The 19,327-nt window shown below is 71.1% G+C and carries 15 protein-coding genes; 8 read left to right on the plus strand and 7 right to left on the minus strand.

Annotation, left to right across the window (positions count from 1 at the left end; genetic code table 11):
* Positions 1–5 precede the first annotated feature (5 nt).
* Together WMF19_RS23605 and WMF19_RS23610 are read left to right on the plus strand one after the other, a co-directional pair.
* Positions 6–1,118, plus strand: a complete 1,113-nt coding sequence (locus WMF19_RS23605; RefSeq protein WP_437901143.1) for an HmuY family protein — start codon at positions 6–8, stop codon at positions 1,116–1,118.
* A 126-nt stretch (positions 1,119–1,244) separates the two neighbouring features.
* A complete protein-coding gene (locus tag WMF19_RS23610; RefSeq protein WP_437901144.1) occupies positions 1,245–3,056 on the plus strand; it encodes a hypothetical protein in 1,812 nt (603 codons plus the stop codon).
* Between the two features lie 22 nt (positions 3,057–3,078).
* Here the strand turns inward: WMF19_RS23610 and WMF19_RS23615 are convergent, their stop codons facing one another.
* The 3 genes from WMF19_RS23615 to WMF19_RS23625 form a co-directional block, all read right to left on the minus strand.
* A complete protein-coding gene (locus WMF19_RS23615) occupies positions 3,079–3,903 on the minus strand; it encodes a CBS domain-containing protein (protein ID WP_437901145.1) in 825 nt (274 codons plus the stop codon).
* 458 nt (positions 3,904–4,361) lie between these two features.
* The gene (locus WMF19_RS23620; RefSeq protein WP_437901146.1) at positions 4,362–4,802 is read right to left on the minus strand and encodes a hypothetical protein; all 441 of its coding nucleotides are present in this window, start codon (positions 4,800–4,802) and stop codon (positions 4,362–4,364) included.
* A gap of 584 nt (positions 4,803–5,386) precedes the next feature.
* On the minus strand, positions 5,387–6,325 hold the full coding sequence (locus WMF19_RS23625; RefSeq protein WP_437901147.1) for an alpha/beta hydrolase: 939 nt from the start codon (positions 6,323–6,325) through the stop codon (positions 5,387–5,389).
* A 167-nt stretch (positions 6,326–6,492) separates the two neighbouring features.
* Here WMF19_RS23625 and WMF19_RS23630 point away from each other — a divergent pair, with 167 nt between their 5' ends.
* From WMF19_RS23630 to WMF19_RS23640, 3 genes are all read left to right on the plus strand, one after another.
* Positions 6,493–7,899, plus strand: a complete 1,407-nt coding sequence (locus WMF19_RS23630) for an FAD-binding oxidoreductase (protein ID WP_437901148.1) — start codon at positions 6,493–6,495, stop codon at positions 7,897–7,899.
* A 113-nt stretch (positions 7,900–8,012) separates the two neighbouring features.
* On the plus strand, positions 8,013–8,885 hold the full coding sequence (locus tag WMF19_RS23635) for an alpha/beta fold hydrolase (protein WP_437901149.1): 873 nt from the start codon (positions 8,013–8,015) through the stop codon (positions 8,883–8,885).
* Between the two features lie 126 nt (positions 8,886–9,011).
* Positions 9,012–10,247 (plus strand): MFS transporter, encoded by a 1,236-nt coding sequence (locus WMF19_RS23640; RefSeq protein WP_437901150.1) that lies wholly within the window; start codon positions 9,012–9,014, stop codon positions 10,245–10,247.
* Positions 10,248–10,283: 36 nt separating this feature from the next.
* Here the strand turns inward: WMF19_RS23640 and serA are convergent, their stop codons facing one another.
* Positions 10,284–11,543 (minus strand): phosphoglycerate dehydrogenase, encoded by a 1,260-nt coding sequence (gene serA, locus WMF19_RS23645; RefSeq protein WP_437901151.1) that lies wholly within the window; start codon positions 11,541–11,543, stop codon positions 10,284–10,286.
* Positions 11,544–11,726: 183 nt separating this feature from the next.
* On the opposite strand from serA, the gene WMF19_RS23650 reads away from it, so the two are divergent.
* Positions 11,727–12,893 (plus strand): S1C family serine protease, encoded by a 1,167-nt coding sequence (locus WMF19_RS23650; RefSeq protein WP_437901152.1) that lies wholly within the window; start codon positions 11,727–11,729, stop codon positions 12,891–12,893.
* Between the two features lie 164 nt (positions 12,894–13,057).
* On the opposite strand, the gene WMF19_RS23655 is transcribed toward WMF19_RS23650, so the two are convergent.
* Both WMF19_RS23655 and WMF19_RS23660 read right to left on the minus strand, forming a co-directional pair.
* Positions 13,058–14,434, minus strand: a complete 1,377-nt coding sequence (locus WMF19_RS23655; RefSeq protein WP_437901153.1) for a DUF1552 domain-containing protein — start codon at positions 14,432–14,434, stop codon at positions 13,058–13,060.
* Positions 14,431–16,131 (minus strand): DUF1592 domain-containing protein, encoded by a 1,701-nt coding sequence (locus WMF19_RS23660; protein ID WP_437901154.1) that lies wholly within the window; start codon positions 16,129–16,131, stop codon positions 14,431–14,433. Before WMF19_RS23660 ends, WMF19_RS23655 begins: the two co-directional genes overlap by 4 nt.
* 534 nt (positions 16,132–16,665) lie before the next feature.
* On the opposite strand from WMF19_RS23660, the gene WMF19_RS23665 reads away from it, so the two are divergent.
* A complete protein-coding gene (locus WMF19_RS23665; RefSeq protein ID WP_437901155.1) occupies positions 16,666–17,478 on the plus strand; it encodes an alpha/beta hydrolase in 813 nt (270 codons plus the stop codon).
* Between the two features lie 125 nt (positions 17,479–17,603).
* A complete protein-coding gene (locus WMF19_RS23670; protein WP_437901156.1) occupies positions 17,604–18,800 on the plus strand; it encodes a hypothetical protein in 1,197 nt (398 codons plus the stop codon).
* Positions 18,801–18,930: 130 nt separating this feature from the next.
* On the opposite strand, the gene WMF19_RS23675 is transcribed toward WMF19_RS23670, so the two are convergent.
* Positions 18,931–19,248, minus strand: coding sequence for a hypothetical protein (locus tag WMF19_RS23675; protein WP_437901157.1), 318 nt, complete (start codon positions 19,246–19,248; stop codon positions 18,931–18,933).
* Positions 19,249–19,327 lie beyond the last annotated feature (79 nt).

Consider the following 19,327-nt stretch of genomic DNA (forward strand, 5'->3'; position numbering starts at 1 on the left):
CATCGATGACGGCGGCGCTTCTCCTGCTCACCCCGGCGTGCAGCGACGGCACGGCGGACGGAACCCCCGGGACCACGAGCAGCGGCACGGGAGCCGGAAGCTCGACCGGAGACCCCGAGCCCCCGAACGACGGTGCGCTCCTCGAGGTCGACGTGCCGGCCGCCGGCCGCGTCTTCCTCCACCTCGCCACCCCGGAGATCGTGGTCCCGGAAGGCGACGGCGCGGCGTCCACCGACTGGGATCTCGCGCTCTCGGGCTACGACGTCTTCACCAACAGCGGCCTCAGCGGCCCCGGCGACGGCGGGGCCCTGCCCATCGGCCTCGACGACTACAGAGCGGGCGACCTGCCGAGCACCCCCTTCCTGCTCACGGACGACTCCGGCGGCGCCTTCTCGCGCTGGTACGCCTACGACGGCGAGGAGCACGTCGCCTTCAGCCGCTACCACGTCCACGCGATCGAGCACGAGGGCCGGTACTGGAAGCTCCAGATCTCCTCCTTTTACGGGGAGGTGAACGGGACGCCGGTCACGGCGCTCTATCAGCTCCGCTACGCCGAGGTGCTCCCCGACGGCTCCGGCCCGACCGTCGAGGTTCAGGATCTCGACGCGACAGCGGGCGGCATCGACGCGGTCGAGACCGAGCCGAGCGCTTGCCTCGACCTCGCGGGCAACCGGCAGCTGATGCTCACGCCGGAAGAGGCGCGCGCGTCGACCGATTGGAACGTCTGCTTCCGAAGATCGCTCGTCAGCGTCAACGGCGAGCTCGGCGGCCCCGGGACCACGCGCGCCGCCGACCTCCAGGCAGAGGCGTCGGCCTCCGAGGAGCTCGCCGACGTCCAGGCGCGCACCGCCGCGTCGGAGCAGGCGCGGTTCGACGCGGCCGACCACGCGGCCCTCACCGATCCCGCCGTCCCGTACCGCGGCGACCACATCGCGACCGCCTTCACGGGGCGGTGGCTCGAGCCCGGCGCGACGCCCCCCGCGCCGGCCAGGGACGCCGCGTGGCTCGTCCAGAGCGCGGACGGCGTATCGCGCTTCGTGATCGTCATCGAGCGCTTCGAGGGCGCAACGGAAGCATCGCCAGGTCGCGTGAGAATGCGCGTCAAGCAAGTGGAATGAGCGCGGCATGCGCCATCGCGCACCCCGCCGAGGTCACGAGCGTGCGCAGCGCGTGACACCGCGCGAGGGCCCGCGCATACTGCGCGCGCGGTGAGGGAGGGCCCTTACCGACGCAGGAGCATGCTTATGTCAACGTCTCTTGCACCGGCATCGAGCGCCATCGATCCGTCTCGCGTGGACGGGAAGCCGGGCGGCGAGCGCCGGGCAACGCCGATGCGCGGTGGCGGTCTCCTCGCCGCGGGCGCGCTCGCTGCCCTCGTCGCGGGCGCCTGCGGCGGCAGGGTGGTGGTCGACGGGTTCGAGCCGCCGCCCGACGGCTCCGATGGCACCGGCGGCTCCTGGAGCTCGGGAGACACCACGAGCGCCGCGCCGCAAGGCTCCTCCGGGGCCGGTCAAGGCGGGAGCATCGGCGAGGGGGGGGCGCCACCGATTCCGCCCCTCGTCAAGGAAGAGCACAACAACGTCGGCGTCGACGGGTCCATCCCGGTCTTCGTCCAGCCGGGCACCCTGGGCTTCACGGCCGTCGCCGAGATCATGGCGTCATCGCCGAGCTTCGATCCGATCGGGATCGAGAGCATCCGCGGCCCCGACGGCAGGCTGCTGGCGGCCGACTACACAATCCCAGGCACGATGGCCGCGTTCTTCAATCATGGCATCGGCACGGCGGCCGTCCCCCAGACTGGCGCGGACGCATCCTCGCCGCTCGCGCCGGGCGTCTACTGGGTCAAGCTCGGCAACGGCGGAGCCGGCCCCCTGGCAGAGCCGGCGCGCCTCACGGTGTGGCACCGCCAGACGCTCGACGGGCGCTTTCACGGCGGGAAGATCGACATCAACGCCTTCATCGCCGGCGACGCGGTCTCCGAGCAGTACATGCGGCGCGTGCTGGCCTCTGCATACGAGGGGTACGTGGGCCTCGGCGTGGGCAGCATCAACGTCCACCACATCGGCTCGGAGTGGGAGTTCGTCGACGAAGAGGTCCTCCCCGGCGTGCTCGAGCAGACGGCCGGCGCCCCCGGCAGGCCGGCCCTCAACGTGATCGCGGTGACGGCGTTCGGGGGGAGGCTTGCGCAGGCGTCCGGCGTGACGCCCGCCGTGCCCGCGGTCGCGGTCGAGCACGGCACCCACCTGAGCGGCATCGTGGTCACGCTCTACGAGGAGCCATCTGTTGACACCGTGATCCTGCGCCATGAGCTCGGCCACCTCGCCGGGCTGTTCCACACCACCGAGTTCGACGCCGACTTCGGCGACCCGCTGGACGACACCTCGCGGTGCAGCGACGTGAATGCGCTGATGGAGCGCTGCCCGGATTTCGGGAATCTCATGTTCCCGACAGGGGGCGACTTCTCGGGTGCGTTGACGCCGCAACAGACGACGATCGTGCGGGCGAGCGCGCTCTACCGCGGGATCGTCGAGCAGGGCGGCGGGGCGGCCGTCCCGCTCCCGGCCGACGCGGACACGCCGGCGAGCGGAGCGCCCATCGCGCCGCCGGCTCCGGGCGAGCGTGCTCGCTCGTTTGCGCCTGACCGCCTCGCCTCCACCGCCGCGCTCCCGCCGCACGCCGCGGCGCTGCTCGCGGGGCACTTCTGCGGCCAGAGCGCGGCCAGAGGCGCGGATTTCGACGAGCTGCTCCGCGCGGCCGGCGGCGCCGACCCCGATCGGCTGCTCGCTGTCGGCCGCGATCCCGGCGCGCCGGCGTACATGAGGGCGCGCGCCCTCACCGCGGCGGGCCGCGCCGCCGCGCGCTCCTCCGCCTCGGCGCGCGTGATCGCCGAGCTCCAGGCCCTCGCCGCGGATCCGCGCCTCCCGCGCCGCGCGCGGCTCGGCGCTGTCCAGGGGGTCGCGTCCGCCTCGCCCGCCGCCGCCCGCGCGCTCGCCGCGCGCCTGACCGGCGACGCCGACAGGGTCGTCGAGCGCACGGCGACCCGCGCCGCACGGTGACGCCGCGCTCCCGCGGCGGGCGTCATCCCGCCCTGGATCTCGCGGCCACGGAGATCAAGCCCGTCCCTGCGACGGCGCGCGCGAAGTCCAGCCCCGTCAGCACGCCGCGGAGCCGCCGCCCCTGCACCACGAGCACGCGCCGCGCCTGCGCCGCGTGCGCGGCGGCCGCGGCGCGGTGGAGCGGCGTCCGGACGTCGAGGCAGACCATGGCCGGGCTCATCACGTCCTCGACCGGCGAATCGGAGAGCACGCCGTGCGCGAGCAGCGCCTCGGTCTGGGTGAACATCCCCACCGGCCACCCGCCGGGATCCACGACAACGAGCCCGCTCACCTGCGCCGTCGTCAGCCGGTCTGCGGCGAGCGCGAGCGGCGCGTCGAGCGGGATCGTGTACGCGGGCGCCGACATGAGCCCGGCGATCGGCGTCGGGTCCCGCGCCTCGACCAGGGAGAGCAGGAGATCCTTGGTGCTGAACACGCCGGTCAAGGCTTCGTCCTCGCGCACGAACACGCGATGGATACGGTGCTTCAGCAGCACGCTCGCCGCCTGGACGACCAGCGTCGCGCGCCCGACGGTGATGATGCCCGGGCGCAGCACCGCCCGCGCCGGGACGTCGGGCAAGGTGAGCAGCATTCCTCGGCTGTTCGTCTTCGTCTCGAACCTGCCGAGCCGGAGCAGGTCGGTGCGGGACAGCACGCCGATCGCGCGCGACGCCGCGTCCAGGATCGGAACGCAGGAAATCGCGCGCTCGCCCAGCGTGCGGTGCACCTCGGGCAGCGGCGTCGTGTCGGACGCCGCGATGACTTCGCAGGTCATGTAACGCGAGACAGGTGTCGCAAAAGACATCATGGCGAACATTCCTCGAGGACGCCGGCGAACCGGCGCGCTCCGAGGGAGCAAGAAGCGATCCGCCATGCGACGAGGGCTGCCGGGCCTGGCACACGCGCAGGCACCGCGCGTTGGCGCGCGATCTGCGCCGAGGTGTGCAACGGACTGGGCAGCGGCCGGGCCGCCAGACCCAGGTGGGCGTGCCAGGCGGCGATGTCCTAAAACGCGACAGGTGGGGGCCCCGGAACGTGGCCGTCAGCCGCATGGCTCCCCGGGGCGCCTGGCCTCCAGGAGCTGCGCGTTTGCCGCGAGCTCCCGGAGGCCAGGGTCCCGGTGACTTCCCCCGGGCGACCCGTCAGACGACCCGCTGCTCAGGCATCGGGCGCGCAGGGGCTTCCTCGCCTTCCGAGGGCCCGTCACGCGCCGAGCCGGGGCCCGCGCTCGCCTTCGTCGCCGCGGATGGACTCCGGGCCCGTGGGCTAGAACCTGTTGCAGCCGCCGCCCCAGCCGGGGGCGAAGCCGCCGATGCCGGAGCCGCACCCCGGCCTCCAGCTGTTGCCCCAGGGGCTCCAGCCGCAAGGCTTGAAGTTCCCGAAGTTGCCCCAGTTGTTCCAGCCCGGGTTGCCCCAGTTGTTCCAGCCCGGGTTGCCCCAGTTGTTGCCGCAGCCCGGGACGCCGCCCCAGGTCCCGTTGGCCCAGCCCGGGTTGTTCCAGCCCCAGTTCGGGTCGGTGAAGCCGCCGGGGGCCCCGCAGCTCCGCGAGCCGCCGCACAGCGCCTGGGAGGTCTCCTCCACCGTCACGGCCTCGTCCGCGCCACTCTCGTCGACGCCCTCGTCGCCCACGCCCACCGCGCACCCGGTGGTCAGCGCCGCCATCGCCATCGCGACGCACATCAACCTGGTATTCAACAGCTCGATCATTTCTCCTCCTTGCCCTGCCCGCGACGTCTGCAAGACCGTCGCGCCAGTCGGGTTGCGGAGAGAGCAGCGCTCATGCCCGAGAGCTGGTGTGCAGAGCCTGCCGCCCAAGGGCGCGCGCGGCGGGCGCGAGGCAACGACAAACCGACATTCCTAAACAGCGCACGACCCCGCGGTGATCCAGCGCGTCCCCCCGCGCCGGATCACTGCGCAGAGAAGGCGCTTCCAGGCGCGCTCGGCGCCCGCCGGGAGCGCCGCGCGCGACGCGGCGGCTCCGGCAATAACACGCCTTTCGCGCGCTGCGGATTATTCGGCGCGGCGCGCCTCGACGAGGCGTCTCCGACGATGTCGAACCTCCGCGCCGACAACATGAGACAAGGAGCGATAGCGCCGCAGATCCATTGGCCGTCCTCAGGCGATCAGCGCCGCGCCGCTCGGCGCGCTCAGCCCATCTCCTCTGCGCTCGTGTACGCGAGAGTGCTCAAAAAAGACGCTCCGGGCATCCCGCGTTGCGAGCGTCAGGGGTGCTATCGAATCGGCCCATCCTCCGCCGGCGCCGGGCGAGCGCGGCGGCGGCGCGGGGCCGCTCAGGGCGCGGCGAGCCAGGTCTCCCAGGCTCGAGAGAAGTCGTCGGCGTGGATCTCGTGGCCGCGCTCCGGGTGCACCACGAGCTCGTGCTCCCAGCCGTGCTGGGTCAGCACGTCGGCGAGGTTCTCGGCGCTCGCGATGGTGGAGGCGAGCTCGAGCTCGCCGACGGCGATGAAGATCGGCGGCCTCTCCTCGGAGAACAGGTCCTCCTCGATGACCATGCGCCCCGCGCCGACGAGCGCCGCGCCGTCGACGGCGACGAGGCCTTCGAGCGCCACGTAGCTCGCGAAATAGCCGCCGTTGGAGAAGCCCATGACATAACGCCCGCCGAACGTCTGGCCGAGGATCCGCTCCATCAGCGCCTCTGCGCGCATCCACTCTTCGAGCAGGGCGGGCGCCGCGGCGTCGACGGTCTCGCGGCGCGTTGGCCAGCAGGAGTAGGTCTCCACGGACGGATCCCAGGTGCAGAGTCCTTGTCTCCCGCGCGGGAACACGGCGACGGCGCCGAGCGCCTCGGCGGCCTCCGCGGCGGTCGCCTGGAGGTCCACGGGCAGCGAGTCGGGCGCCATGGCCCCGTGCAGCACATAAAGGATCGGCGCGCCGCGGAGCGCGGTCTCCGGCACATGGAAGCAGGTGTGGTCGTCCAGGCCGATCCACCCTGCCGAGCACCAGTCCGTCTCGACCGGCTCCCAGCTCAGTGCCCCGCCCGCGCCGCCCCCACCGCTCCCGCCACCCTGGCCGCCCGCGTTCCCTTGCTCGCTCGCGCCCGACCCGCCGCTGCTCGCCTCGATCGGGTCCGCGGCGGCGCCGCCCCCGCCGCCCTCGGCGGCGCCCGCGGTGCTGGATCCACGCGGCGCCTCGCTGGCAGCGCGCTCGCACGCGGCCAGCGCGAGCACCGCCATGCTCGCCACGATTGCCGCGCGGTCCGCCCTGTCCATGCGCGCGTCCAAGATGCCCTGTCGGTCGTGGCGCCGCAACGCTCGCACGGCGCTGCGCCGCGAGGACTCCCGCCGGCGAAGCGGCCCGCTCGGCGCGCCGGCGCCGGGGTGAGGGCGAAGACCGCCTGCCCTTGCCCTCCCGGCGATGCCGCACTACCGACCCAGCCATGACCCCGCTTCCCGGCCTCCCCGGCCCCTTCCTCGCGGCCCTCCAGCGCGAGTTCCCCGCGGATTTCCTCTCGACGGACGCCGCCGATCTCGCGACGTTCGGCCGCGACTGGACCAAGGTCCACGAGCCCAGGCCCTCGGCCCTCGCGCTCCCGCGCTCCACCGACGAGGTCTCGAGGCTGCTCCGCCTCTGCTCCGAGCACCGCGTCCCGGTCGTGCCCTCCGGCGGCCGCACCGGGCTCGCCGCCGGCGCCGTGGCGGCCAGGGGCGAGCTCGTCGTGTCGCTCGAGCGGATGCGCAAGATGGGCCCGGTCGACGTCCTCGGCGCGACCGTGCGCGTCGAGGCCGGCGCGGTCACCGAGGCGGTGCACCAGCACGTCGCGCCGCACGGCCTCACCTGGCCTGTCGACTTCGCCTCGAAGGGGTCGAGCCAGGTCGGCGGCAACATCGCCACGAACGCCGGCGGCGTGAAGGTCATCCGCTATGGCCTCACGCGCCAGTGGGTCCTCGGCCTCACCGTCGTCACCGCGAGCGGCGCCGTGCTCGAGCTGAACGGCGCGCTCGAGAAGAACAACACGGGGATCGACCTGCGCCAGCTGTTCATCGGCAGCGAGGGCACGCTCGGCATCATCACCGAGGCGACGCTCAAGCTCACGCGGGTGCCCGAGGCGCTCAACGTGTTCCTGTTCGCGGTGCCCGACCTCGCCGGCGTGCTCGCGCTGTTCCGCGAGGCCCGGACGGGGCCGTTCGTGGTGATGGCCTACGAGTTCTTCACCGAGAAGTGCCAGGCGCGCCTGCGCCGCCACCGGAACGTGCGCGTGCCGCTCTCCGCGCCGTCGGACTACTACGTGCTCATCGAGGTCGAGCGCGGCGAGCCCGAGGCGCTCGAGGCGTGGATCACCTCGCTGTTCGAGCGCGGGCTGGTCACCGACGGCACGCTCGCGCAGCACGGCGCGCAGGCCGCAGAGCTCTGGGCGCTCCGCGAGGGGATCAGCGAGAGCCTGTCGGCGACCGGGCTGCCGCACAAGAACGACGTGTCCCTCCCGATCCAGGAGCTCGAGGGCTTCTGCTCCGAGCTCGAGAGCCTCTTCGAGGCCCGCTATCCAGGGTGGGAGATCGCGCTCTTCGGCCACATCGGCGACGGCAACCTCCACATCAACGTGATGAAGCCCGACGACCTCACGCGCGAGGAGTTCCTGAAGCGCACCCACGAGGCGGATCACGCCATCTTCTCGCTCGTGAAGAAGTACCACGGCAGCATCTCCGCCGAGCACGGCATCGGCCTGCTCAAGAAGGATTACCTGCCCTACTCTCGCTCGGCCGAGGAGCTGGCGATCATGAGGTCGATCAAGCGGGCGCTCGATCCGCTGAACCTTATGAACCCGGGCAAGATCATCGACGTCTGAGCGCCCTCCGGCTCGAAACGCCCGCGGCCCCCCATGGTGCAACAGCGATTCAACCCGTGGCCGCACGGCAGAGCGCCGGCGGCCGTTCGATGGAATCAGCGCAAGGAGAGACGATGACCCTCGACGAATCCAAGCTCTCGCACCGGTTCACTGAGCACGGCGGCGTGCGCCTCCACTACGTCGAGGCGGGCGACGGGCCGCTCGTGGTGCTCCTCCATGGCTTTCCCGAGATCTGGTACTCGTGGCGCCATCAGATACCCGCGCTGGTGGAGGCGGGTTACCGCGTGATCGCGCCCGACATGCGCGGCTACAACCTCTCGGACAAGCCCGAGGGCGCCTCGGCCTACGGGGTTGGCGAGCTCACCGCGGACGTGGCCGCGCTCGTCCAGGCTTCGGGCGCGGAGCGCGCCGCCGCGGTGGTCGGCCACGACTGGGGCGGCGGCGTCGCCTGGGAGTTCGCGGCGCGGTATCCGGCGCTCCTCGATCGGCTGGTGGTCCTCAACTGCCCTCACCCCGCGCGGCTGCTCGCCGGGTTCCGCACGGCGCAGCAGCTCCGCAAGAGCTGGTACATGTTCTTCTTCCAGCTCCCGAAGCTCCCGGAGCTCGCGGCGCGGAGGGACGGCTTCGCGTGGCTACGCGCGGCGGTGAAGGACGACCCGCGGCGTCCGGGCGCGGTGAGCGACGAGGATCTCGCCCATTACGTCGAGGCGTGGTCGCAGCCCGGCGCGCTCACGGCGATGATCAACTACTACCGCGCCCTCTTCCGTCCGGCCAGCCTCCGCGGGCTTGGCAGGCCGCCCCGTATCGACGCCCCGACGCTGGTGATCTGGGGCGAGCACGATCGCTACCTCGGCTCCGAGCTCGCCGAGCCGGATCCGGCGCTGGTCCCGAACGCCCGAGTCGCGCGCGTCCCCGACGCGAGCCACTTCGTGCACTACGACAGGCCCGAGAAGGTCAATCAGCTCCTCCTCGAGTTCCTGCGCTGACGCGCTCGCTGCAGCGCGGTCGCGCCGCGCTGTCCCGCGAGCGGCGCGACCGCCGGCGAGGCGCGTTTTCTGCCGCACGTACCCGTTTGACACGGCGGAGCGACCGATCGAACCTGGCGGGCGCTCATGCTCCGCCGCATCCCCGATCGCAACATCTGGCTCGTCTTCGGCGCGATTTTCCTCCTCGGTCTCGCGTACGGCATCGCCATCTCGCTCACGGCGGTCTTCCTCGATGCGCGCGGGTTCACCAAGACCGACATCGGCCTGCTCGCGTCGTGCTTCGCGCTCGGCATCGTCCTGCTCTCGCTGCCGATGGACACGCTCATCCGCCGGTTCTCGGCGAAGACCACGCTGATGCTCGCGCTGGCCGGGTACGCGGCCGCGGTCGGCGCCTTCCCCTTCCTGCCGAGCTTCGCCGCCATCGCCGCGGTGCGTTTCCTCGACGGGGCCTGCTCGGTCGGCATCTGGGTGAGCTGCGAGACGATCCTGCTCGCCCGGTCGGACAAGGACAACAAGGCGTTCGTCACGAGCCTCTACGCCGTCTCGATGGCGCTGGGCTACGTCCTCGGCCCGCTCTGCGCGCCGCACATCGTCGCGCTCTCCTCGATGCCCGCGGCGTTCCTCCTCTCGTGCGTGATCTCGCTGATCTCGGCCGTCCTCGTGCTCGCGCGCCTCGACCGCGACCTGCCGGGCATGTCCGAGGCCCACGGGAAGGCCGGCGCGGCGAGCGCGGAGGATCCCTCGTCGTCCTCCGCCTCGATCCTCTGGCGCATCAAGACCGCGTGCTTCGCGACCTTCGCCTACGGCTATTTCCAGGCGTCGGTCGTGCTGTTCCTCCCGCTCTACCTGATGGCGTCCAAGGGGGTCACGCGCGATCAGACGATCCAGATCCCCGCCTACTTCGCGGTGGGCATGCTCCTCTTCACCAACGTCTTTGGCCGGATCGGCGACCGCCGCGGCCACCTCCTGCTCATGCGCGTGCTCGGCACGATCGGCACGCTGATGATCCTCGGCTTCGTGTACCTCGATCGTTACGACGCGATGTGCGTGGCCGTGTTCGTCGCGGGGGCGACGCTCGCGTCGATATCGCCGCTCAGCCTGGCGCTCCAGGGCGTCGTCACCGCGCCGCGCGACTACAGCCGCGCGAACTCGATCTACAACGTCTTCTACGCCGCCGGGATGCTCCTCGGCCCTCCGGCGTCGAGCGCTATTTACCAGGCCGCAGGCGGCATCGCGATGATCTACCACCTCGCGGTGCTGTGGGCCGCGTTCGTCGTGTTCACCGTCGTCTTCGCGGGCGACGACCCGGCCTCGCGGCGCAGCGCCGGAGAGCGCGTCAGCGTCCCGGTCTGGAATGAATAGCGCCGGGGCGCGGCGGCGCCCCGGCTCGACGCGGCTTCAGTAGAGCACGCGGGTGCGGATGCTGGTCTCCAGCGCCCCGATGCGCCGGCTCACCTCGGCGGACACGTCCTGCGACAGGTCCATGATCAGGTAACCGATGTTGGCGTCGGTCGACAGGACCTGGCTGTCGATGTTGGCGTTCACGTCCGACACGATGCGGTTCACGTCGCGGAGCACGCCAGGCACGTTGCGGTGGACGTTGAGGATGCGGTGCGTGCCCTTGAGCGGCGGGAGCTCGACGTTCGGGAAGTTCACAGCGCCCGTCGTCGCCCCGGTGATCCCGAGCTGCGTCAGCGCGCGCGACACCTCGCGCCCGATGGCCTCCTGCGCCTCCTCGGTCGAGCCGCCGATGTGCGGCGTCAGGATCACGTTCGGGAGCTTCTGCAGCTCGGTCAGGAAGCCGTCGGAGTTCGACTCCGGCTCCTCCGGGTAGACGTCGATCGCCGCGCCCGCGAGGTGGCCGCTCTTCAGCGCCTCGGCCAGCGCCGGGATCACCACGACCGAGCCGCGGCTCGCGTTGAGCAGGTACGCGCCCTTGCGCATGTGCGCGAGCTCGGCGGCGCCGATCATGTCCCGCGTCTCCGGCGTGGCCGGCACGTGGAGCGAGACGAAGTCCGACTCCGCGAGCAGCGCCTGCAGCGTCGGCAGCGCGCGGTTGTTGCCCATCGGGAGCTTCTGGGCGATGTCGTAGTAGACGACGCGCATGCCCATCGCCTCGGCGAGCACGCCGAGCTGCTGGCCGATGTGGCCGTAGCCGATGAGGCCGATGGTCTTGCCGCGGATCTCGTAGCAGGCCTTCGAGACCTTCTTCCAGGTGCCCGCGTGCACCTCGCGCGACCTGTCCCCGAGCTGCCGGGCCAGCATGATGGACTCGCCGATGATCATCTCGGCGACGCTGCGCGTGTTGCTGAACGGCGCGTTGAACACAGGCACTCCGCGCCGGTTCGCCGCGTCGAGGTCGACCTGGTTCGTGCCGATGCAGAAGCACCCGATGGCGGTCAGTTTGTCCGCCTTCTCCAGCACGCGCGCGGTGACGTGCGTCTTGCTCCGGATGCCGAGCATGTCCACGCCCGCGAGCGCGGCGATGAGCTCGTCTTCCTTCAGCGCGGAGCTCCGCGTCTCGATCTCGAACGATCGCGACCGGAACAGCTCGTGCGCGCTCTGGTGGATGTTCTCGAGCAGGAGCACCTTGACGGGCTCCTTCGCGACAGGGGGGGTCGTCTGGAATTTCGTTGCTGAGGGCGTCATGGGCTTCATCCGTCAAGGCCACCTCTACCGCAACTTCGCCCTTTTGCATCCCAGGATCCGACCCGACGCCGACGCGCGCCGATGCCAGGGCGCGACCGTTCCGCGCATCCGTTGCGCGCGGCAGACTGCCGCGCCGTCCCGCCGCGCGCCGCAGGGGAGACGCCTCGCCGTTAGCAAGCTAGATTGCGCCGCATGCGCCACCGCAGACACGCTCGACTCCCTGCCGTCCTCGTCGTCGCCGCGCTCGCCGCCTCCCCTGGATGCAAGGGCAAGCCCGGCCCCAGCGGACCGTCGCCCAACGCGACGAAGGTCCCCGACGCGCCGACGGCGTCCGCGACGATCGACACGACGCCGCCGCCCGTCCCGCCGTCGAAGGGCGCGCTCATCGAGGACGAGCGCAACTCGATCGCCGTGTTCCGCGACGTCGCGCCCTCGACGGTCTTCGTGACCCAGCAGCGGCTCGTGGTGGACCGCTTCTGGGGTACCGCCGTCGAGGTGCCCGCGGGTTCTGGCTCGGGCTTCGTCTGGGACGCCGACGGGCACATCGTCACGAACTACCACGTCGTGGCCGGCGCGCAGTCGCTCGTCGTCCGGCTCCAGGGGGAGAAGACGTTCCCGGCGAAGCTCGTCGGCGTCGAGCCGCGCAAGGACATCGCGGTCATCAAGATCGACGCCCCGAAGGACATGCTGAAGCCGATCCAGGTCGCGCCCCTGCGCGAGCCGCTGGAGGTCGGGCAGAAGGCGATCGCGATCGGCAACCCGTTCGGCCTCGATCACACGCTGACGACCGGCATCATCAGCGCGCTCGGGCGCCAGGTCCAGGGCGTCGGCGAGGTGACCATCCGCGACATGATCCAGACGGACGCCGCCATCAACCCCGGCAACTCCGGCGGCCCGCTGCTCGACTCGAACGGGCACCTCATCGGGATGAACACGATGATCTTCTCGAAGAGCGGCAGCTCCGCCGGCATCGGCTTCGCCGTGCCGTCGACGACGATCGCGCGGATCGTCCCGCAGATCATCAAGACCGGGAAGGCCGAGCAGGTCGGCCTCGGCATCCAGCTCGATCAGTCCCGCCGCCTCGAGCGGCGCAACGGCATCCGCGGCCTCATCATCATGAGCGTCGTCCCGGGCGGCCCCGCCGACAAGGCGGGCCTGCACGGCCTCTCCGAGGGCGACCGCGGGCTCGTCCTTGGCGACGTGATCGTCGGGATCGACGGCACGCCCGTCGCGGACTACGACGGGCTGTACCAGGTGCTCGACGGCAAGAAGCCGGGCGACAAGGTGAAGGTCGACGTGCTCCGCGGCCCCAACGGCGAGAAGGCCACCGTCGAGGTCGCGGTAGAGCTCCTCGGCTGAGCCGCCCCTCTCCCCCTCCTCCCGAGTTACCCGAGCGCCGGCGGAGCTCGCCCGCACAGGAGACGGGCCCAGATCGGCGTTTTCGGCGCGGAGGCGTACTCAGGTACGCCGAGCACCGAAAACGCCGAGGTGGGCCCGTATCCGAAGCGGGCGAGCTCCTCACCTCAGGCAATGATCGTATCGACTAGCCCGCCTTCTAGGCTCTCGTCGCCGAAGTCGTCGAGCGGGCCGCCCTGGCCGTTCGTGCAGCCGACGGCTGCGCCGATCGTGTTGAGCAGCTTATTGACGGTGATCCGCTCGTCGATGAACTGGCCGGTCTTCAGGTAGCCCGCGGCGCCGCCGGCGAGGATGTACGGGACCCTGGAGTAGGCGTGGTACTTGTCCGCGAGGTCGTTGAGCCACACGGCCACGCCGCGGTCGAGGAGCGTCCCCGAGCCGAGATCGTACGACGAGAGCCTGTCGAGCAGGTGCTTGAACATCCGCGCGTGGATCCGGTCGATCTGGTGGTGCAGCTCCTGCGCGCCCTCGATCGGCGGGCCGACCTCGCCGTCGCCGTCGATGCGGTGCGAGATCTTGTGGAAGCTCTTCTGCCGCACGCCGTGGATCGTGTACTCGGTCGAGTCGTTGCCGTCGCCGACCTGCAGGGTCGCCGCGCGCGTCGCGCCGCACGCCATCGCCAGCGCGATGATGTCCATCTGCATGCGGGTGACGGTCTCCACGTTGTCGTAGCTGCCGACGTTCGGGGAGATCGCCTCCATCTCCGCGACCCGCTCCGGCGGGAGCGCGCAGGCGAGCCCGACCTCGAGGTCGCGGATGCTGTCGAAGTGGAGCTGTAGCCGCTCGCGGTCGCTCTTGCTGAGGTCCTTCCGGCCCATGAGCGCCTGCATCTGCTCCCGGACCAGGTCGTTCACGCTGGCGCGGCGCGCGGCCAGCGCCTTCGCGGCCTCGGCGTCCACCTCGGCGAGCCCGAAGAGCTTCTGGTACGCCTTGTACGGGTCGCGCTCGGCGGCGCGCAGCTGCTTCGGCCCGCGGTACGAGAGCACCTCGTTGATGTAGCCGGCCATCCTGCCCGCGTAGAGCGTCAGCGGCTCGACGCCAGCCGGGTTGAGCTCGGTCGCGATGCGGTTGTCGATCGACTCGCCCATCGCCAGCGACTCGTTGCCCGCCGGATCCTCCGACACCTGCGCGGCCGTCAGGCACTGGTTGCCGCCGCCGGAGTGGCCGCACCCGTTGCCCTGGAACGCGAAGCGGACGCCGCGCACCATGATCAGCCGGCTCGCGTAGTCCTTGAGCTCGCTCACCGCCCGATCGGCGTCCGCGGCCATCGACTCGGCGGTCAGCGGGCCTGTCGCGCTGGGCCAGAACATCTCCGGCTCGTCGCCGACCTGCTGCGCCACGCCGTTCGCCTGGCGCATGAAGATGGCGAAGGGCGGCACGTCGCCCGTGCCGGCCGCCGCGCGGCGCGGCGCGAAGGTCTCCAGGAACGGGAGCGCCACCGTGACGCCGAACAGGCCTCGAAGCACACGTCGTCGGGTGATCATGGCGCCTCCGCGGGAACGCGAGCGAGGAAAGGGGTGGAGGAGACGATCCGGACGATGAGCTCCTTGGTCGAGGCGCCGCCGCGCGACGCCTCGCCGAGCTCCTCGACGAGCGCCCGGTCCTCCGCGCGCACGCCGCGGCCGTGGGAGAACTCGATCCAGCGCTGCGCGTAGCACGCGTGCGCCTCGCTGCTCTCGGCGAGGAGCTGGCTGAACTCGACCGCATCCGCGTAGCTCCTCGGCTGGCCGCCGAGCGTGTAGACGTCCGCGGAGTCGACGGGCGCGCCATTGTCGGTCGTGCGGTACTTGCCGATCGCGTCGTAATGCTCGAAGGCGAACCCGGCGGGGTTGATGAGCACCCCGTGGCACGACGCGCCGCACGTCCCCTTGCCCGTGTGCGCCTCGACGCGCTCGCGGTTGGTCGCGAGCTCGCCCGGCGGCAGCGAGGTCGCGTTGTCGGGCGGCGGCGGCAGCGCCGCGCAGAGGATCCTGAGGTTCACGAACACGCCGCGGTGGATCGAGTCCGGCTGCCGCGCCGTCGCCTTGGCCGCCAGGAAGCCGAGGCGCGTGAGCAGCCCCGAGCGCTCCGCCTCGTCGAGCTCCACCCGCTTGAACTCGTCCGAGAAGTCGCCCTCGACGCCGTAGACCGCGGCGAGGTGATCGTTCACGAACGCCGTGCGCTCGGTGAGCAGGTCGGTGAGCCCGCCCTCCTCGTCGAAGACGACGTGATCCACGAAGAGCTCCGCCTCGCGCTGCATGTCGTCGCCCATCTCGGGGACGAACTCGGGGTAGAGCGCCTGGTCCTTGTTGAGGTCGTGGTACTGCTCGTAGTCGTAGAGCTGCCGGTGGAACGCGCCGACGACCTCGCGGGCGCGCTGGTCCTCGAGCATCCCCCCGGCGTAGGCGCGGACGGCCTCGCGGGTCGAGAGCTCGCCCGCCTTCGCCGCCTCGAGGAGCTCGTCGGACGGCATCGTGTTCCACAGGGTGTAGGCGAGCTTGGTCGCGATCTCGTATCCGCCGAGCGGGATGAGCCCGCCCTCCGCCGGCCCGGCGCCGATCTCGACGCGGTAGACGAAATAGGGGGACTGCAGAAACGCCTCGATCGCCGCGCGGACGCCCGCGGCGAACGGCTCCTCGCCCTCGAAGAGCTCCTCGCCGCGCTGGAACAGCGCGACGTACGCATCCCGCTCCTCGGCCGTGAGCGGGCGCCGAAACGCCCGCTCGCCGAACCGCTCGACGAACGCCAGCGCCCGCGCCTCCGGCGCGTCCGGCAGGTCCGCGGGCGCGATCCGATCGAGCTTGCCCTGGTCGGCGGTCACCATCGCCGCGAGCTCCTCGGCGGCGCGCTGGTAATCGCCCCAGAGGCCCGGCGCCACCAGCAGCGCAGCCTCGTTGTTGTCGAACACGCCGCCGAGCGGGTCGCTCGTGAACGACGCCGAGAGCCCGGGCCTGTCGTCGAGGCGCAGGAGGTCGCGCACCGTGTTCTCCCACTGCGCGTGGCTCAGCCGCGGGAACATGCTCCGCTCGGCGACCTCGGGCCCTGTCGGCCCGCCCGGAATGACGCCATCCGCTTCGCCTTCCCGCGGATCACCCACGGCGCCGGTACACCCCGAGATCAGGAGCGCAGCGACGCTCAGCTGCGCGCCGAGCAGCCGCCGCCACCGCGGGAAGGCGGTCAATCGACAAGCCAGTGAGATCATCGAGCTCTCCTGATGAGCAGATCGATTGTGTACGCAGGAGACACACCTTGGCCGCCACCGCGACGAGATGGTCAATCGATAAGCCGGTGAGGTCGCCGACCTCTCCTGAAGAAAGGCTCCGAACAAATCCGGACTGCACCAGGCAGCCGACGGTAGGCGCAGCGCCGGGTGCAACGAGGCGCCCTGCTGAAGCAGGGCGTCGCGGAGCAACGACGCGACGCGCCGACCATCGGCTGCCTGGCGACAAGAGGTTTCGTTCGCTCTAAGCCAAGCAGCTAGATCCAGTTATGTAGGAAATACACTTTACTAACAACCCCAAAAAATCTTGGTCGATGGCAGATGCGCGGCGATCGCCCTGGAGCAGACAAATTCAACGGCACCAGAAGCTCTCGTTCTCGTGTGTGTGATCTCCCATGCATGCCGGCCATGGCAGGAGATCTCGATGGCTGGCCAATCCTGCCGAGGCGGGTGCGGTGTTGCCGCCGGGAAGTTCGCTGTTGCTGCCGAGCAGCGGGTTCAGCAAGCATCTCCGCGATGCGCCCCACCCGCCTCCGCCGCTGCTACGCCCTGTCTGCGCTGGCGCTCGCGTCGCTCGTCTTGCTCGCCGCGTGCGAGCGACGGGCAGCCCCGCCCGGGGGCGCCGCCGCGGGCACCGAGCAGCAGGCGCCTCCCGCCGCGCCAGCCGCGAGCGCGACGGTCCCCGCCGCCGCGGTCGAGTACCTCGAAGAGATCACGGGCGGCGCGGACCGGAACGAGGCGCTCCCCCTCGTCATCGCGATTCACGGGCTCGGCGACCGGCCCGAGTCGTTCGCGGGTGTGCTGTCGGGCGCCGACTTCAAGGTGCGCCTCGTCGTGCCGCGCGGGCTCGCGCCGTACGGCGGCGGCTACTCGTGGTTTCCGCTCCAGCAGGCGCTCGCGAGCGATGACGTGGGACAGGGCATCTTGCGCGCGGCTGCCGCGCTCGCGGCGACGATCGAGCGGGTCGCCGCCGAGCGGCCGACGCGGGGAAAGGCCATCGTGACCGGCTTCTCCCAGGGCGGCGCGCTCACGTTCGCGCTCGCCCTGCACCACCCGCGCGTCGTCGGCGCCGCCTTCCCCATGGGCGGCTGGGTCCCCCCCGCGGTGCTCCCCGGCGCAGGCGCGGCGCCTCCGGCGCTCGTCGCGCTCCACGGCGAGGACGATCGGCGCGTCCCGATCGGCCCGACCCGCGACGCGATCGCGGCGCTCGACGCGCGCGGCGTCAAGGCGAGGCTGGCGAGCTACCCTGGCGTCGGCCACACGGTGAGCGGCGAGATGCGGCGCGACCTCCTGCAGCTCATCCGCGACGCCGCCGCCGAGATGCGCTGACGGCCGCCCGGGCACAGCCACGACCCTCGCCTTCGCCCGTCCCGATGCGCTGTTTTCCAGGGGCGAGTGTGCTACCCGCACCGGCAGGAGCGCGGCCGCGCCGACGGCCGCGAGGAGTGGGGCTCATGCGTTCGAACTCGCCTCTCGTCTCGTTCTCTCCGGCAGCTCTGCTGCTCGCGCTCTCGGGCTGCGGCGCCGAGGACGGCATCGCTCCCCTCGGCCCGGCGGTCGGCGAGCCGATCCAGGTCGTGCCGTTCACCGCGACGACGGAGGGCGTCGAGACGCAGCAGGCCAACAACAACCTCGATGTCGTCGCCCACGAGGGCCGGTACTTCCTCGCGTTCCGCACGGCCCCGAACCACTTCGCCAGCGACAGGGCCGAGCTCTACGTGGTCAGCTCGACCGACCAGGCGCGCTGGACGGTGGAGACGCGCGTCGCCCTCGGGACCGACGTGCGCGAGCCGCGGCTGCTCTCCTACGGCGGCGCGCTCTACCTCTACTTCGCCGTGCTCGGCAAGGATCCGACGAAGTTCGAGCCGCAGGGGACGATGTTCGCCGTGTACGAGGGGCCCGGCCGGTTCAGCGAGCCTTCCTGGTGGGAGGATCAGCCGGGGTTCATCCCCTGGAGGCTCAAGGTGATCGACGGCGTCGCCACTATGATCGGCTACGAGGGCGGCGAGAACATCTATCAGCCCGACGGCGAGCCGATCCGGGTCAAGTGGCTGAAGAGCCGCGACGGGCTCGCCTGGGAGCCGGTCGTCCCCGGCCAGCCGACCGTGCAGGTCGGCGGCGGCTCCGAGACCGATTTCGTGTTCCAGGACGACGGCTCGGTCATCGCGGTGACGCGCAACGAGGCGGGCGACGAGCTCGGGTGGGGCTCCAAGATATGCCGCGCCGAGCCGGAGCGGCTCGGCGACTGGGAGTGCAAGAGCGACAAGAGGAAATACGACTCTCCCCTCGTCTTCCGCCGCGGCGACGAGATCTACCTCATCGGCCGCCGCAACCTGAACGAGACGGGCAATTACGATCTCGACATGGATGAGCTGCCGCCCGCGCAGCAGGCGCAGAAATACCTCGTCGAGTACTCGTTCGAGCCCAAGCGGTGCTCGCTCTGGAAGGTCGACCCGGACGCGCTGTCGGTCTCCTTCGTCCTCGACCTGCCGTCGCGCGGGGACACGTGCTTCGCCTCGGCGCTCGATGCCGGCGAGCACGAGATGACGGTGTACAACTATACCTCTCCGCTGGACGGCGAGGATCTCGACTGGTTCCGGGCGCAGGGCGGGCCGACGATCATCTACCGGACGACGTTGACCCTGCCCTGACGCCGCGGTCGCCTCCTCGACACCGGGAGCGCGGGCGAGCATCGGACGTTGCAGGCTGGCTACGGACGGCCCTTTCCGAAGGCAGCCGGCCACACCCCGCTTGGCTCGCTCGCATCCGGCTCAGGGCCGGCTACCAATCACAGCTGCTCTCGTCGTCCTTGCAGAACATCTTCACACACTGCTTGAGATCCTCCTTGGCGTCATCCAGGACATCCTCGGGATGCTTGATCTTGCCGGCTCCATTCTTCTCAGCGTGCTTGATGTCCTTCAGGACCATCTTCACGCATTCACAGAGGCCGCTGAGCTTGTCCTTGCACTCATCGCCCTCGGACGGCCCGGGCTCGGTCCAGTGAGAGTCGCCGGCTTGCGCCGGCGACGCGCCGAAGAAGACGCCGCCGGCAGCGGCAAGCACGAGAAGCGAAGCACCATAACCGATGATCTTGTTCATGACTCAACCCCCTTGTCAAGACGCCGCACGCGTCGCCGCGGCGCACCATCAACCACCACGGTCATGAAACGTAGTCGCG

The organism is Sorangium sp. So ce124 (assembly GCF_051525235.1).
Taxonomy (GTDB): domain Bacteria; phylum Myxococcota_A; class Polyangia; order Polyangiales; family Polyangiaceae; genus Sorangium; species Sorangium atrum.

Coding starts and splice junctions, on each gene's coding strand:
- WMF19_RS23605 (WP_437901143.1), top strand. CDS start 6: ATGACGGCGGCGCTTCTCCTGCTCACCCCGGCGTGCAGCGACGGCACG.
- WMF19_RS23610 (WP_437901144.1), top strand. CDS start 1,245: ATGTCAACGTCTCTTGCACCGGCATCGAGCGCCATCGATCCGTCTCGC.
- WMF19_RS23615 (WP_437901145.1), bottom strand. CDS start 3,903: ATGATGTCTTTTGCGACACCTGTCTCGCGTTACATGACCTGCGAAGTC.
- WMF19_RS23620 (WP_437901146.1), bottom strand. CDS start 4,802: ATGATCGAGCTGTTGAATACCAGGTTGATGTGCGTCGCGATGGCGATG.
- WMF19_RS23625 (WP_437901147.1), bottom strand. CDS start 6,325: ATGGACAGGGCGGACCGCGCGGCAATCGTGGCGAGCATGGCGGTGCTC.
- WMF19_RS23630 (WP_437901148.1), top strand. CDS start 6,493: ATGACCCCGCTTCCCGGCCTCCCCGGCCCCTTCCTCGCGGCCCTCCAG.
- WMF19_RS23635 (WP_437901149.1), top strand. CDS start 8,013: ATGACCCTCGACGAATCCAAGCTCTCGCACCGGTTCACTGAGCACGGC.
- WMF19_RS23640 (WP_437901150.1), top strand. CDS start 9,012: ATGCTCCGCCGCATCCCCGATCGCAACATCTGGCTCGTCTTCGGCGCG.
- serA (WP_437901151.1), bottom strand. CDS start 11,543: ATGAAGCCCATGACGCCCTCAGCAACGAAATTCCAGACGACCCCCCCT.
- WMF19_RS23650 (WP_437901152.1), top strand. CDS start 11,727: ATGCGCCACCGCAGACACGCTCGACTCCCTGCCGTCCTCGTCGTCGCC.
- WMF19_RS23655 (WP_437901153.1), bottom strand. CDS start 14,434: ATGATCACCCGACGACGTGTGCTTCGAGGCCTGTTCGGCGTCACGGTG.
- WMF19_RS23660 (WP_437901154.1), bottom strand. CDS start 16,131: ATGATCTCACTGGCTTGTCGATTGACCGCCTTCCCGCGGTGGCGGCGG.
- WMF19_RS23665 (WP_437901155.1), top strand. CDS start 16,666: ATGCGCCCCACCCGCCTCCGCCGCTGCTACGCCCTGTCTGCGCTGGCG.
- WMF19_RS23670 (WP_437901156.1), top strand. CDS start 17,604: ATGCGTTCGAACTCGCCTCTCGTCTCGTTCTCTCCGGCAGCTCTGCTG.
- WMF19_RS23675 (WP_437901157.1), bottom strand. CDS start 19,248: ATGAACAAGATCATCGGTTATGGTGCTTCGCTTCTCGTGCTTGCCGCT.